This window comes from Cellulomonas chitinilytica, assembly GCF_016862675.1.
In the GTDB taxonomy this organism is placed as follows: Bacteria; Actinomycetota; Actinomycetes; order Actinomycetales; family Cellulomonadaceae; genus Cellulomonas; species Cellulomonas chitinilytica.
In genome coordinates this window covers 138,062-152,758 of record NZ_BONK01000012.1, presented here as the reverse complement: position 1 = coordinate 152,758, position 14,697 = coordinate 138,062, and the positions used below count along the sequence as shown (strand labels likewise).

Sequence of the window (14,697 nt, the reverse complement as noted above, 5' to 3'; positions counted from 1 at the left end):
GCAGGTCATCCGGCACTGCGCCACCCCCGGTCCGAGTCGACGTCCGTGCTGCCCGCGGACGCTCCGCGGGCGAGCTCCTCGACGGCGTCGTCGAGCTGCCGCAGCGTCCGGACGTCGGTGAAGGCGGACGCCCGGTCCCGGGCGCGGCGGCCGAGCGCCGCCCGACGCTCGGGGTTCACGCAGAGCGCCCGGGCGGCCGCCGCCAGGGACTCGGGCCGGCCCGCCTCGTGGTACGCGGCACCGTCCGGCCCGGTGATCTCGACCTGACCCCCGACGGCCGAGGTGACGACCGCCATCCCGGCCGCCGCGGCCTGGGCGACGACCTGGCCGAACGGCTCGGGCCGGACCGTGGTGTGCAGGAGGACGTCGTGGGACGTGAACAGGCCCTCGGGCCGCGGCACGTGGCCGGCGAAGGTCACCGGCAACCCCTCGGCGGCCGCCCGCAGGCCTGCCGCGTAGGCGCCGTCGGCCGGTCCGGGGGCGCCCGCGACCGTGAGGTGCACCGGCGGCACCGCGCCGTCCCCGGTCAGGCGCCGCACCAGGTCGACGGCCAGGTGCGCCCCCTTCCAGGGGGCGAGCTTGCCGACGAACAGCAGCCGGACGTCGCCACCGTGCGTCGTCCGCTCCGCCGCGAGCAGCGGGTCGAGCCCGCAGACGGGGTACGCGACCCTCGTCGGGACGCCGCCCAGCCGCGCCGGCACGGTGCCCGCCGTCCAGCGGCTGTTCGCGAGGAACCCGTCGAACCGGGGCAGCACCGCGCGGAGGGCGACCTGACGCTCGACGCCGCCGAGCGACGCGGGGCTCAGGTCCATCCGGAGGTAGCAGAGCGTCGTCACGCCCCGCGGTCGCGCCAGCGCGACGGCGACGGCGGCCCGGAGCCCGTTCGCGACGACGACGTCCGGGCGGGCGGCCTCGATCTCCCCGCGCAGCGTCCGGGACCCGAGCACCAGCCGGCCGACCGACGACGCCCCCACCGCGCTGCGCCGCACCGCAGCGCCCGCGGCCTCGAGGTCGTCAACCACGGGTCCGCCCTCCAGGAACAACGCCGAGTGCGCGTGCCCCGACGCGCCGGCGAGCACCCGCGCCAGGCCGAGCTGACCACCGCCGGGCGTGCCGCTCGGGTCGACGTGCAGCACGGCGAGGCCCGTCACCGGCGCGCACCCGTCTCGTGGGCCTCCCGCGCACCCGGCAGCTCGTCCGCAGCTCCATCGCCCTCCGGCGGTCCTGCCGCGGCGACGATCGGCAGCGCGGCCGCGAGCGCCGGGATGAACCACGTCGGGAAGTAGGCGTACGTCGAGTCGACGGCGGCGAGGGCAGCAAGAGCGGCGAAGACCACGCGCCACTGCGGGCGCCCCACCACGAGCACCCACGCCGCCGAGAACAGCAGGGCGATGCCGACGAGCCCGTGGGCCGTCACCAGGCCGATCGCGCCGTCGGCCCCGTAGGGCGTCCGGGCCCCGACGAGCCAGTCCGCGGGCGACATCGACTCCATCGCCGCCGACCACGTCGCCACCCGACCGGCGCCGCCGCTGCGCACGAGGCCCGAGACGGCGTACCGGTCGGTGAGTGCGGGCTGCAGCACCAGGCCGGCGACGGCGGCCCCGGCGACGAGCGCGAAGATCCGCACCTTGCGCAGCGTCGACCCCCGCGCGAGCGCCAGGAGCGCCAGCCCGACGACGGCCGCGAGCACCGCGGCCCTCGACCCCGACAGGACGATGGCGAGCGCGGCGGCCGCCGCGAGCACGCGGTCGTGGGTGCCGGCCCGTCCGCGCGCGATCCGGGTGACGGCGACGAGCAGGAACACGACGGCCGTCGCCCCGAAGATGTTGCCGTTCTGGTACGTGCTCATGATCTTGCTGTAGTCGGTCTCGCCGCCCGAGATCACGTTGTGCTTCTCGCGGTACGAGTCGCCCCACGCGATCGTCAGCCCCGGGACGGCCGTCCGTTCGATCCCCCAGAAGAACTGCACGACCGCGAACCCGGCGGCGAGGAGGAAGCCGCGCTCCATCCACGTGGCGAGCCTGCGGTCGCGCAGCTCGATGCTCGTCGCCACCAGGAGCATCACCAGCGGGATCGTCGACCACGCGACGTACGCGAGCTTGTCTCCGAGCTCGGTCGTGCCGAACGTCCGCGCGACCCGCACGAGCACCCACATCAGCGCGCAGAACACCAGGAGGACCGTCGTCGGGCGCCGGCGGGTCCGTCGCTCCGCCGTCAGGGCCAGCAGCCCGAGGGCGAGGACCGAGCCGAAGAGCAGCACCGGGACGGGGAAGTCGCCGACCTTGATGCCCGCCTTGGGGAAGGCGACCGTGAGGAACGCGAGCGCCAGCGCGGTCTCGTACGGCCGGGTGGCGCACGCCAGCACCCCGACGAGCACGACCACGAGGCCCACGGCGAGGAACGGCTGCCCGGCCGCCATCGCCAGCAGCCCGGCGACGAGCACGAGCCCGCCGAGCACATCGGTGACGAACCGGTGACCGCCGCCGCCCACCCGCCCGGCGCCGACCGCGAGAGCGCCCGGGGCGCGCGTCAGGGGCCGCGTCACCGCTCCTGCTCTCCGTCGAGCCGGGCGGGGCCGCCGACCGGTGCGCCGTGCGCGGACAGCCACGTGCGGATCTCGTCGATGAACCGTTCCCGCCGGAACCGGACGGCGTGCTCGCGGACCCGTCGCCGGTCGAGCGCGGCCGCCCGCACGAGCCCGTCCCGGACCGACGCCGGCGAGGCCACGTCCACGAGCTCGCCGGACACGCCCGGTCGCACGCTCTCCGACGCGCCGCCCTCGCGGTTCGCGACCACCGGGCACCCGCACGCCATGGCCTCGACCGGCATGATGCCGAAGTCCTCGACGGGCGGGAAGACGTACACGGTCGCCCGCTCGTACAGGGCGAACAGCAGCGCGTCGCGCGGGGCGTCGACGAACCGGACCGGGACCGTCGCCCGCGCCGCCCGCTGCACGAGCTCGTCGCGCAGCGGGCCCGAGCCGGCGATCACGACCGGCACCCCGGCCGACTCCCCGGCGGCGATGACGAGGTCGAGCCGCTTGTAAGGAACGAACCGCGACGCACCCAGGACGAACGTGCCCGGCAGCGAGTCGAGCAGCTCCCGCTCGTCGGCGGCGAGCTCGTCCGCCCACGACGGGACGCCCTGGATCAGCTCCACCTCGACCGGCGGGTGGATGACGACGGCGTCGCGGTCCCACGCGGCCGCGATCCGCTCGCGCACGAAGGCGCTGTTGGCGGCGAGGGCGACGGGCTCCTTGGCCCGCCGGCGGTCGAGCGGTCGCAGCGGGGCGGACACCGCCCGGACGGCCCACGCCGACCCGCGCGCGTCGAGCTCCGGGTTCCAGATGTAGCGCGCGGGCGTGTGCACGTAGGCGAACTTCGGCGCCGCCGGCCCGGCGAACGAGACGTGGTGCGCGAACAGGTGGGTGCTGGCGAGGACCCAGTCGTACCCACCGGCGGGACGGCCGCGCCAGACGAACGGCATGATCGGCAGGGCCATCGCCTTGTGCCGGCGCAACGGGGAGCGGCCGAGCCACGTCTCCCGCACCGGGCGCGTCCCGAACCGGTCGGGGGCGTCGTTCCACAGGCACAGCAGGTCCGCGTCCGGGAAGCCGGCGGCGAGCGTCTCGAACACCTTCTCCGAGCCGCCGGTCCGGGCGAGCCACTCGTGCACCAGCACGCCGCCCACGTCAGCGGACCCCGGGCGCGCCACGCCGCCGCCTGCGGATCCATGCCCTCGTCTCGAGCATCATCGACAGCCCCCCTGATCGCCCTGGGTCTCCCCCGTTGCCAGCGCGAACTCTCGTCAGGGTAACGGCCTGCCGCGCCGCCGGCACAGCAAGCGGAGCGGGGCACGGTCTCCCGTGCGGGAGCGGTCCGGATCGGACGGATCGGGCACAGGACGCCGCCGGGAACGCGTGAGAGCATGGGCCGACCAGCGGGGGTTGGCCGGTGTCGGCCATGGCGGGGGGAGCTGCCGGGTGGAGCTGCGCGAGTACGTCTCGATCCTGCGTGACCGATGGTTGACGGTGGTCCTGTTCACCGTGCTCGGGCTGGTCGGCGCGATCGCCGCGACCGCCGTCGCCACCCCGGAGTACACCGCGACGACGAAGACGTTCGTGTCCGTCCAGGCGGGCGACTCGGTGGGCGACCTGGTGCAGGGGTCGACGTACTCCGCGAACCAGGTCAGGTCGTACGCGCAGCTCGCGACGATGCCGGCGGTGCTGGACCCGGTGATCGAGGAGCTCGGCCTGAGGACGGGTTCCCGGGCGCTCGCGGGCTCGATCACGACGTCGGTGCCGCAGAACACCGTGATCATCTCGATCGCGGTCCGCGACGGCGACCCGCAGCAGGCCGCGGCGATCGCGAACTCGGTGGCCGACCACCTCGCCAAGGCCGTGGCGGAGCTCGCACCGACCCCGGCCGGCGGCAACGACCCGATCCACATCTCGACGGTGTCGGAAGCGGTGCCCCCGGCCTCGCCCAGCTCCCCGGACCCCGTCCTCAACATCACGATCGGCCTGCTGCTCGGCCTGGCCGTCGGGGTCGCGGTCGCCGTCGGGCAGGAGCTCCTCAACACCCGCATCCGCACCGAGGAGGACCTGCGCCGGGTCACCACCGCGTCCGTGGTGGGGTCGATCCCGCTCGACGCGGGCGCGGAGCTCAGCCCGCTCATCGTGCAGGGCAGCCCGCAGAGCCCCCGGTCGGAGGCGTTCCGCCGGCTGCGGACGAACCTGCAGTTCCTCGACGTCGGCGAGCGGTCGCGCGCCATCGTGCTGGTCTCCGCGATCCCGGCGGAGGGCAAGTCGACGACCGCGATCAACCTGGCGATCACGCTCGCGGACGCCGGCACCCGCGTCGCGCTCGTCGACGCCGACCTGCGCCGCCCGAGCGTGGCCCGGTACCTGGGCCTCGAGGGCGCCGTCGGGCTGACCACGGTGCTGATCGGCCGGGCCGCGCTCGAGGACGTCCTGCAGCCGTGGGGCAACGGCCACCTCGACGTGCTGCCTGCGGGCGAGATCCCGCCGAACCCGAGCGAGCTGCTCGGGTCGCAGGCGATGTCGACGGTGCTGAAGGAGCTCGTCGGGATGTACGACGTCGTGCTCCTCGACACCGCGCCGCTGCTCCCGGTGACCGACGGGGCGGTGCTCGCGAAGCTCGCGGGCGGCGCGCTCGTGACGGTCGGCGCGGGGACCGTGCACCGTCATCAGCTCGCCGAGGCCCTCGGCGCCCTGGAGTCGGTGGACGCCCGGGTGCTCGGCGTCGTGCTCAACAAGCTGGCCCGCCGGCAGGGCGACCGCTACCCCTACTACGACTACTACGCCGCGACGCCGTCCGAGGAGACGACGTCGAAGCGGCCGACGTTCCCGGCCGGTCCGCGGCGTCACGCCCGGGAGCACAGCCCGGCGGGCGCGGCGCGCGGGTGGCGCGGCGAGCGGGTCTCCGAGCCGGAGCCGGTCCCCGACCCGGAGTGAGCCGGACGTAGCTCGGGCCCCGGAGGACGCGTCCTCCGGGGCCCGAGCTGTCGGACCGTGCGGTCCGCTAGACCGTGCGCCTGCGCTGGCGGGCGACGAGGACCGCGCCGGTGCCGACGAGCAGCACCGCACCGGCTCCCGCCGCGAGCGGCAGCACGTCGATGCCGGTGGCGGACAGGCCACCCGCGGCCGTCCCGGTCGCTGCGGACGTGAGCCCGCCGGCGGCCGTGCCGGTGCCGGTGGCCGGCACGACGACCGTCTGCGTCGTCGAGACGCCGCCGGACGAGACCGTCACGTCGTAGACGCCGGGGACGGTCAGGGCAACGTTCGCGTCGACCGTGCCGTCGGCGTTCACGGCGACCTCGGCGGACTTCGTGCCGCTGATCGTGATGGCGCTGTCCGGCGTCGCCGGGTTGCGCGAGGTGACGGTGATCAGGGCGGTCTGGCCGGGGATGAACCCGGTGCAGACGATCGTGAAGATGATGCCCTGCTGCGTGATGACGATGTTGATCGTGCAGCTGATCACGATGGGCGGATAGGCCGCCGACGCCGCGGCCGCTGGGGCCAGGGCCAGTGCGGCTGCGGTGACAGCCGTCGCGACGAGTCGTGCCTTCATGGCAACCCCCCCAGGTGCGCGTGCTACGAGATGGAGCCCGTTCCGCTGTGCCAGGTTTCTCACGATAGCGAGGCCCGTCCGGCTCGCACACCCTGAGGCGATCAGCACGTTCGTCGTCCGGCGTGTCTGTTACCTGAGTGAAACGTTTGCGTGACTGCACGCTGCAGAAACTGCTTGCGAGGTCCTACGGACACATGTCCGGAAAATCTCAGGATGTGGACGATCCGCCGCAGCGGGTCCCCGTCACGACCGGCGCAGGGCCGAGGACCGTCGGGGTCGACCGGACCACCGGCACCCCCCGCTGGCCGGGCCCGGACACCATCTCGAGCTCCAGCGTGAACGACTGCCCCGGGGCGAGCTTCACCGTGCGGGCACCCACCGCCAGGTCGTCGTGGAACTGCGAGAACAGCCCGGGCGACCCGGTGCTCACCGTGTGCGACACGATCGACCCGCCGGTCGGCGAGTAGACGAGCACGTTGGTCCAGATCTCGCCCGGCGGTGCGATCTTCGCCGCCCGGCCGGTCAGCCAGTCCGGGAGGTCGGCGGCGTCCGCGGGTGCCGTCGACGTCAGGGTGAGCGTGACGTCCATCGTCTGGCTGCCGTCCGGCCGGCAGCCCGTCTGCTTCAGCGTGATCGCCGGCTGCAGGTAGTAACCCATCTTGTCGGCGTTCGCGTCCTCGAGGTACACGCCGACCACCGGCGACTCCCCGCGGTGCCCGACGAGCTCGCCCGCGAGCACCGTCCCGGTGATCAGCTGCTGCTCGCGCGCGTCCGCCGACCAGACGTTCAGCCGGCCGTCGCGCGCCGCGACCGCGAGCGCGTCGACGAGCTTCGCCGACCCGCCCACACCGGCCATCAGGGCGTCGAACACCGTGCGGGCGGCCGACGAGAAGAACGCGTCCTGCGCCTGCGAGTCGTCCGTCTCGAGGTACACCTTGTGGAGGAGCAGGTCCTCGGCGTTCTCCGCGCTCAGCGTGCGGCCGTCGGCCAGCGTCACGGGGCCGGTCGCGCCCAGCACCGCCGCGAGCGCGCCCGGGTCGACGGACATGACGCCGTCGACCGAGCCGCCGACCTTCTGCGCCCAGATCGCCCGGGCGAGCTCGCCCGTGCGCGGGAAGTCCGGGGTGAGCGTGGCGTCGAGCATCGTCTCGCCGAAGTCGGCGCCGAACAGGGCCGTCTCGCCGTCCGTGAGCGTGAGCGGCGGCTCGGCCAGACCGCCGAGCCCGTTGCCCGCCCGGTCGTCGGAGATCGTGACCCGGCCGTCGTCCGCCGTCAGGAGCAGGACCGACCCCGGGATGCCCCCGGTCGCGCGCGGCTCCGCGTTGTTCTGCACGAGGAGCAGGTACGTCCGCGGCCCGTCGGCGCCGAGCATCGCCGGCAGGAGCTGGACGGCCCGGGAGGCCGTCGCGGTCGTCTCCGCCACGCCCGACACCTGCGAGCGCAGCTCCTCCACGGGCGCGGCGACGAGCCCCAGGAGACGGCTGGTGTCGATGGCGGCGAGCCTGTCCTCCGCGGCCGTCACGGCCGTGTCGGCGGCGACGACCTGGGGTGCGACGTCGGCGATCGGCTCGAGGTCGATGCGACCGTCGACGGGGGCCAGCGTCGTGGGGTCGATGACGTCGGCCGCGTCGACGAGCGCCGGCAGCGCGTGCGTCGCGAGGTCGTCCACCACGTCGGCGACCGTCTGCACGGCCCGCACGTTCGGGCCGACCCACGGCAGCGCACCGACGACGGACCACTGCACACCGGTCGTCGCGTCCCGGGCCGCGGCCGCGTGCCGCTGCAGGTCGCGCACCGTGGCCTCCGACCGCTCCGTCTCGCCGGCCTGGACCTGCGCGCGCAGCGCCACGACGTCGTCGGCCGACGACTGCAGCTCGTCGCGGGCCGTGAGCGCGTTCATCCCGACCCACGCCGCGCACACGACGACGAGCACCACGAGCCCGGCGGCGCCGACCACGCCCCACAGCACCAGGCGCCTGCGGTTCGCCTTGCGACGGGCCTGGCTGCGTCGCGCCTCCGAGTCCGGGTGCTGCGGGGGCCGCTCCGGCAGCACCACCGACGACCACCGGTCGCCCCATCGCGGATCCGTCACGTCAGGCCCCCCGTCCGTCGTGTAGAGCGATGCTAACCACGCGAACCGGGACAAGCAGCGCTCAGGCGTGCCCGAGGAACACCTGGGAGCACACCAGGACGTCGTCGTCACGGGCGCACCCGACACCGAGCTCGTCGAGGTCCGTCGCGAGCAGGTTGGCGCGGTGGCCCGGCGAGCCGAGCCATAGGTCGACGACACGCCGCGCGGTCCCCGCGCCGCGGCTGAGGTTCTCGGCGACCTCGCTCGACGGGCACGCGGCGAACACCGGGTCGAGCGGGGCGTGCTCCAGGTCGTGGCCGACGAGCGCCTGGGCGCGGGCGACGGCCTGGGTCGCCGCGCAGTCGGACCAGGCGAGCGCGGCGAGCCCCTGCGCGGCCCGGGCGTCGTTCGTGCCGACGAACAGCCCCTCGGCGTACGCGCCGGGGTCGACGTCGGCGGACCACGGCGCGTCGGGGTCCGCGACGACAGGCCCGGCAGGCTCCGCCGCGGTCGGTGCGGGGGTGGCCGGCGGCGGTGCCGCCGTGGGTGTCGCGTCGCGGGTCGCCGGCGGCATCTGGATGGTCGTCGACGCGTCGGTGCCGGGCGCGTCCCGGTCGCGGACCACCAGGGCCACGGCGACGCCGGCGAGGAGCATCCCGACGACCACGAGCACCCACCCGACGCGCGCTGAGCCCTCGGCGCCCCCCGCGCCCGAGCCTCGGGTCACGGCCGTCCGAGCGCCCGGTACGTCCAGCCGGCGGCCCGCCACGCCCGCGGGTCGAGGACGTTGCGGCCGTCGAGGATGCGGCGGTGCGCGACGACCTCGCCGAGCTTGTCGGGCTCGAGCGCCCGGTACTCGGCCCACTCGGTGGCGAGCAGCACGACGTCGGCGTCCTCGGCGGCCTCGAGGGCGGTCTCGGCGAACCGCAGGTCCGGCCACTTGGCGCGTGCGTTGACGATGCCCTGCGGGTCGGTCACGGTGACGTGCGCGCCCTGGAGCTGCATCTGCGCGGCGATCGACAGCGCCGGCGAGTCGCGCACGTCGTCGCTGTCCGGCTTGAAGCTCGCACCGAGCACGGCGACGCGGCGGCCGACGATCGAGCCGTGGCACACCTCCCGGGCGAGGTCGACCATGCGGACCCGGCGGCGCATGTTGATCGAGTCGACCTCCCGCAGGAACGACAGCGCGTCGCTCACGCCCAGCTCGCCCGCGCGGGCCATGAACGCGCGGATGTCCTTCGGCAGGCACCCGCCGCCGAACCCGAGCCCCGCGTTGAGGAACCGGCGGCCGATGCGCGCGTCGTAGCCGATCGCGTCCGCGAGGCGGGTCACGTCGGCGCCCGTCGCCTCGCACAGCTCGGCCATCGCGTTGATGAACGAGATCTTCGTGGCGAGGAACGAGTTGGCCGCGACCTTGACGAGCTGGGCCGTCGCGTAGTCCGTGACGACGAGCGGCGTCCGGTCGGCGAGCGGCGTCGCGTACACCTCGTCGAGCACCTCGCGGGCCGCGACGCCGACGGGGGTGGGCTCGCCGTCGTCGTCCGTCGGCAGGCCGTAGACGAGCCGGTCGGGGTGCAGCGTGTCCTTCACGGCGAACCCCTCGCGCAGGAACTCGGGGTTCCACACGAGCACCGCGCCGGTGCCCTCGAGCCGAGCCGCCAGCGCCTCCGCGGTCCCCACGGGGACGGTGGACTTCCCGGCGACGACGTCGCCCGGCTTGAGGTGCGGGCTCAGCTCGGCGAAGGCCGACTCGACGTACGTGAGGTCGGCCCGGAACTCGCCGTGCACCTGCGGGGTGCCGACGCACAGGAAGTGGACGTCCGCCGCCGACGCCTGCGACATGTCGGTGGTGAACCGCAGCCGGCCGGTGGCGCGCACCTCCGCGAGCAGCTCGGGCAGGCCCGGCTCGTAGAACGGCGCCTCCCCCGCCTCGAGCAGCTCGACCTTGCGGGGGTCCACGTCGATGCCGACGACGTCGTGGCCGAGCTTGGCCATGCAGGCCGCGTGCACGGCGCCCAGATAGCCGCAGCCGATGACCGAGATGCGCACGTTCCCCCCAAGGGTGGTGAAAGCCGACGAATGCCCCAGGGCCCCTAACGTACGGTGTGCCGCGTGCGCATGGGACCGCCGAGCAGGCGAAAAACGGCCGCCGCCCTGGCGGTCTACCTCCTGCTCGTCGCACGCGTGACGCTCTGGCCGGAGCCCGCCCCCGACGGCGCGTTCGACGTGGTCCGCGCGGTCGTGCGGTGGCTGTCGGACCGCGGGTGGCCGGTCACGTACGCGGGCGTCGAGGCCGTGAGCAACGTGCTCATGTTCGTGCCGTTCGGGCTCCTCGTGGGCCTGCTGGTGCGCCGCTGGTGGGTCGTCGTGCTGCTCGGGCTGGCGACGTCCGCCGCGATCGAGCTCGCCCAGCTGGCGTTCCTGCCGACCCGGGTGCCGACCGTGCAGGACGTCGTGCTGAACACGCTCGGGGCCGCGACCGGCGTGCTGGCGCTGCGGCTCGCGGCCCGGCGCGTCCCGGCCCGGCGCGCGGACGCCCGACGCACGGGGGCCGGACGCACGACGGGCCGGCGCCCCCCGCAGGAGGAGCCGGCCCGTCGAGGTGCCGCCGACGTCAGCCGATGAGGGTCTGGATCGGGCCGCGCACGAAGTACAGGACGAACAGCGCCGTGATGACCCACATGAGCACGTGGATCTGGCGGATCTTGCCGGTGAACGCCTTGATCACCACGTAGGTGATGACGCCCGCGCCGATGCCCGCCGTGATCGAGTACGTGAACGGCATGAGGACGATCGCGAGGAACGCCGGGATGGCGACCTCCGGGTTCTTCCAGTCGATGCCGAGCACCTGCGTGACCATGAGGTAGCCGACGACGACGAGCGCCGGGGCGGCAGCCTCGGACGGGATCACGTCGACGAGCGGGGCCAGGAACGTGGCGAGCAGGAACGCGATGCCCGTGACGACCGACGCGAACCCGGTGCGGGCGCCGTCGCCGACGCCGGACGCCGACTCGATGTAGCTGGTGTTCGACGAGACGCCCGCGGCGCCACCGGCAGCGGCCGCGATCGAGTCGACGACGAGGATCCGCTGGACGCCCGGGGGGTTGCCCTTCTCGTCGAGCAGGCCCGCCTCGCCGCCGACGGCGACCATCGTGCCCATCGTGTCGAAGAAGTCCGCGAGGAGCAGCGAGAACACGAGCAGCACGACGGCGACGATGCCGATCTTCGGGATCGAGCCGAAGAGCGAGAAGTGGCCGAGGAGACTGAAGTCCGGGGTCGCGAAGAACGCGTCGGGGAGCTTCGGGACGTTGAGCGACCAGCCGCTCGGGTTGTCGACCTTGGACCCGACGGACGCGATGGCCTCGACGACGATCGCGAGGATCGTCGTGCCGATGATCGAGATGAGGATCGCGCCGCGGACCTTCTTGACGATGAGGATGATCATCGCGAGCAGGCCGAGCACGAACACGAGCACGGGCCACGTCGAGAGCGAGCCGTCGATGCCCATCTCCACGGGCGTCCCCCCGCCCGGCGGGACGCGCACGAAGCCGGCGTCGACCAGGCCGATGAACGCGATGAACAGGCCGATGCCGACGCTGATGGCCGTCTTGATCTCGATCGGCACCGCGTTGAACACGGCCTGCCGGAACCCGGTCAGGACGAGCCCCAGGATGATGAGCCCCTCCATCACGACGATGCCCATCGCGTCCTGCCACGACATGTCGGGCAGGGCGGCGATCGAGAAGGCGACGACGGCGTTGAGGCCGAGGCCCGTCGCGAGCGCGAGCGGGAAGTTCGCCACGACGCCCATGAGGATCGTCAGCACGCCCGCGACCAGGGCGGTCGTCGCCGCGATCGTCGCGAAGTCGGCGAGGTTGTTCCCCGTGCCGTCCTTCACGCCGCCCAGGATGATCGGGTTGAGCACGATGATGTAGCTCATCGTGAAGAAGGTGACCAGACCGCCGCGGATCTCGGTGCCGATCGTCGAGCCGCGCTCGGTGATCTTGAAGTAGCGGTCGATGGCGTTCTTGGGTGGCGCAGCGCGTTCGGCCTGCGCAGTGGGGGTGGGGGTCGAGGCCATGCGGCGAAGTGTAGGAGACACAGGACCTTCACAGACCCCCTCCACGGCGTGCCGCAACACGGGCGTCACATGCGCTATCCGGGGCCGTCCGGGTGACGAGACAGGGCCCGACCTGCGCCTTGGGCCGAACGGGTGGCGCACCCACCCGTTCGGCGCAGCGTCCACGTCTGTCAGACGCACACCGACGTGGGGTGCGTCACAGCGTCCCTCCACCACGGTCACGTTCTCGGCATCATGGTCCCCGTGACCCCCGATCCTCTTCGCGTGCTCGTGGTGTGCACGGGCAACGTGTGCCGCTCCCCCGCGGTCGAGCGCGTGCTCGCCACCGGGCTGGGCGCCGCCTACCGCGGCAAGCGCCAGCGCGGTGCGCTCGCGCCGGCGATCGAGGTGTCGAGCGCGGGGACCGCGGCGATGGTCGGGGCGCCGATGACGCCCGAGACGGCCCAGATCGTCACCGCCCTGGGGCACGACGCCGAGGGGTTCCAGGCCCGCCAGCTGACGTCGTCGTTGGTGCAGCGCGCCGACCTCGTCCTCGCCCTGACCCGTGACCACCGGTCGGCCGTCGTCGAGCTGCACCCCGGGGCCGTGCGCCGCACGTTCACGCTGCGCGAGCTGGCCCGGCTCTCCGGGCTGGTCGAGCCCTCCGAGCTGCCCGGCGCGGGTGCCACGACCGCCGACCGGCTCAGTGCTCTCATCCCCCTCGCGGCCGCCCGGCGCGGCCTCGTCCCGGCCCTGCCGGCCGACGACGACGTGCCCGACCCCTACGGCCGCGGCGAGTCCGCCTACCGCAAGACCTTCACGCTGCTGGTGCCCGCCGTCGAGACGGTGGTCGCTGCGGTCCGGCGCTGACTGCAGTCACGGTCCTCTTGCGCGACCGGACGGCATCGGGGATCGTCGTTGCTCTGACCGACTCGTCCCCGCCCCCGAGGGGCCGGCGGACGGTCCCGGGATGACAACGGTTCGGGGGGCCCGTGGTCGAGATCCAGAGCGTCCAGAGAACGTCCAGCAGAGGGCCTTCGCGTGGCGCGGACGACCGTCGTCCGTGGCTGCCGGGGTACGTGAGGGTCCTGCGCGTCGGTGATGCGCTCGCGATCACCGTCGCCGTCGTCGCCGCCTACCTCGTGAGGTTCGGTGCCGACGACCGCGCGGTCGCGGGCTCCTTCTCGCCGACCTACCTCGCCGTGTCCGTGATCCTCGTCGTGGTCTGGTTCGTCGCCCTCGCGTCCGCGCACGTGTGGGACCGGCGCGTCCTGACGCTCGGCTCGGGCGAGTACACCGCCGTGTTCACCGCGACGTGGCGGCTGTTCGCGGTCGTCGCGATCGTCCTCTACCTCGCCAAGCTCGACGTCGGCCGGGCGTTCCTCGCGATCGCGTTCCCGCTCGGTCTCGCGCTGCTCCTGCTCGAACGGGTCGTGTCCCGGCGGTGGCTGCGCGCCCGCCGCAACCGGGGCGAGTGCCGCACTCCCGTGCTCGTCGTCGGCCAGCGCGAGCACGCCGAGGGCCTCATCCGGGAGGTGGCGGCCGACACGTCACGCAGCCTCGGGGTGGTCGGCGTGTGCGTGCCCGGGGGCGTGCCAGGACGCGGCGAGCAGGTGCTCGGCGTCCCCGTCGTCGGCAACCTCGCGAGCGCCGCGCACGCCGCGTCCGACGTCGGTGCCCAGGCCGTCGCGGTGACCGGGTCCGACGAGCTCACCGCGGCCGTCGTCCGCCAGCTCGGGTGGGACCTCGAGCAGACCGACACGGACCTGCTCGTCGCGGGCGCCCTGACCGACATCGCCGGCCCCCGGATCCACGTGACACCGGTCGCCGGGCTGCCGCTCATGCAGGTCGACCCACCCCGCTTCGCGGGTCCCCGGTACGTCGTGAAGTCCGTCGCCGACTGGTGCGGCGCGCTCGTCCTCACCGTGCTGCTCACCCCGGTGCTGCTCGTCATCGCCGTCGCCGTCGTGACGACGAGCCGCGGCCCGGTCTTCTACCAGCAGGCCCGCATCGGCCGGTCGGGCACCACGTTCCGCATGCTCAAGTTCCGCACGATGGTCGCGGACGCGGACGCGCACGTCGACGAGGTCATGGCCGAGGGCCGCTCCGGGCTGTTCTACAAGCGGCGCGACGACCCGCGCGTCACGCGCACCGGCCGGTTCCTGCGCCGCTACTCGCTCGACGAGCTGCCCCAGCTGCTCAACGTGCTGCGCGGCGACATGAGCCTCGTCGGGCCCCGGCCGCAGGTCGCGAGCGAGGTCGCGCTCTACGACCGCGCCGCCCACCGGCGCCTGCTCGTCAAGCCGGGCCTCACCGGCCTGTGGCAGGTCTCCGGGCGCTCCGAGCTCAGCCCGGACGAGTCCATCCGCAAGGACGTCTACTACGTCGAGAACTGGACCCTGTTCGGCGACCTCGTGATCCTGATGCGCACCGCCCGCGCCGTCGTCGCCGGCCAGGGCGCGTACTGAGCCCCG

General features: G+C 74.0%; 12 protein-coding genes. 4 read left to right on the top strand and 8 right to left on the bottom strand.

Features of this window, described 5'->3' with window-relative positions; all coding sequences use genetic code 11:
* Window positions 1-5: 5 nt before the first annotated feature.
* From Cch01nite_RS17035 to Cch01nite_RS17025, 3 genes are read right to left on the bottom strand one after another with little or no spacing between them, the layout of a single operon-like run.
* A complete protein-coding gene (locus Cch01nite_RS17035; protein ID WP_203757642.1) occupies window positions 6-1,151 on the bottom strand; it encodes a glycosyltransferase in 1,146 nt (381 codons plus the stop codon).
* The gene (locus Cch01nite_RS17030; RefSeq protein ID WP_203757640.1) at window positions 1,148-2,545 is read right to left on the bottom strand and encodes an O-antigen ligase family protein; all 1,398 of its coding nucleotides are present in this window, start codon (window positions 2,543-2,545) and stop codon (window positions 1,148-1,150) included. The genes Cch01nite_RS17035 and Cch01nite_RS17030 overlap by 4 nt, the downstream gene beginning before the upstream one ends.
* Window positions 2,542-3,681: a glycosyltransferase gene (locus Cch01nite_RS17025; RefSeq protein WP_203757638.1), complete on the bottom strand. Its 1,140-nt coding sequence runs from the start codon at window positions 3,679-3,681 to the stop codon at window positions 2,542-2,544. The genes Cch01nite_RS17030 and Cch01nite_RS17025 overlap by 4 nt, the downstream gene beginning before the upstream one ends.
* A gap of 301 nt (window positions 3,682-3,982) precedes the next feature.
* Between Cch01nite_RS17025 and Cch01nite_RS17020 the strand changes: the two genes are divergently transcribed.
* A complete protein-coding gene (locus tag Cch01nite_RS17020; protein WP_203757636.1) occupies window positions 3,983-5,476 on the top strand; it encodes a tyrosine-protein kinase domain-containing protein in 1,494 nt (497 codons plus the stop codon).
* Between the two features lie 67 nt (window positions 5,477-5,543).
* Here Cch01nite_RS17020 and Cch01nite_RS17015 read toward each other — a convergent pair whose 3' ends face one another.
* The 4 genes from Cch01nite_RS17015 to Cch01nite_RS17000 all read right to left on the bottom strand — a co-directional run bounded on the left by Cch01nite_RS17015 (window position 5,544) and on the right by Cch01nite_RS17000 (window position 10,212).
* Complete coding sequence (locus Cch01nite_RS17015) at window positions 5,544-6,092, bottom strand: hypothetical protein (RefSeq protein WP_203757634.1); 549 nt, start codon at window positions 6,090-6,092, stop codon at window positions 5,544-5,546.
* 208 nt (window positions 6,093-6,300) lie between these two features.
* Window positions 6,301-8,184 carry a DUF4012 domain-containing protein gene (locus Cch01nite_RS17010; protein WP_203757632.1) on the bottom strand — a complete coding sequence of 628 codons (1,884 nt, stop codon included), beginning with the start codon at window positions 8,182-8,184 and terminating at the stop codon, window positions 6,301-6,303.
* Window positions 8,185-8,245: 61 nt separating this feature from the next.
* Window positions 8,246-8,890 (bottom strand): CAP domain-containing protein, encoded by a 645-nt coding sequence (locus Cch01nite_RS17005; RefSeq protein WP_203757630.1) that lies wholly within the window; start codon window positions 8,888-8,890, stop codon window positions 8,246-8,248.
* Window positions 8,887-10,212: a UDP-glucose dehydrogenase family protein gene (locus Cch01nite_RS17000; protein ID WP_203757628.1), complete on the bottom strand. Its 1,326-nt coding sequence runs from the start codon at window positions 10,210-10,212 to the stop codon at window positions 8,887-8,889. The genes Cch01nite_RS17005 and Cch01nite_RS17000 overlap by 4 nt, the downstream gene beginning before the upstream one ends.
* A 69-nt stretch (window positions 10,213-10,281) precedes the next feature.
* On the opposite strand from Cch01nite_RS17000, the gene Cch01nite_RS16995 reads away from it, so the two are divergent.
* Window positions 10,282-10,788 carry a VanZ family protein gene (locus tag Cch01nite_RS16995; protein WP_203757712.1) on the top strand — a complete coding sequence of 169 codons (507 nt, stop codon included), beginning with the start codon at window positions 10,282-10,284 and terminating at the stop codon, window positions 10,786-10,788.
* On the opposite strand, the gene Cch01nite_RS16990 is transcribed toward Cch01nite_RS16995, so the two are convergent.
* Window positions 10,778-12,244: an NCS2 family permease gene (locus Cch01nite_RS16990; protein WP_203757626.1), complete on the bottom strand. Its 1,467-nt coding sequence runs from the start codon at window positions 12,242-12,244 to the stop codon at window positions 10,778-10,780. The two genes, Cch01nite_RS16995 and Cch01nite_RS16990, sit on opposite strands and share 11 nt — an antisense overlap.
* A 243-nt stretch (window positions 12,245-12,487) precedes the next feature.
* Between Cch01nite_RS16990 and Cch01nite_RS16985 the strand changes: the two genes are divergently transcribed.
* Both Cch01nite_RS16985 and Cch01nite_RS16980 read left to right on the top strand, forming a co-directional pair.
* Entirely contained in the window at window positions 12,488-13,093 is a 606-nt protein-coding gene (locus tag Cch01nite_RS16985) for an arsenate reductase/protein-tyrosine-phosphatase family protein (protein ID WP_239070832.1), read from the top strand.
* 209 nt (window positions 13,094-13,302) lie between these two features.
* Complete coding sequence (locus Cch01nite_RS16980) at window positions 13,303-14,691, top strand: sugar transferase (RefSeq protein WP_203757622.1); 1,389 nt, start codon at window positions 13,303-13,305, stop codon at window positions 14,689-14,691.
* Window positions 14,692-14,697: the final 6 nt, after the last annotated feature.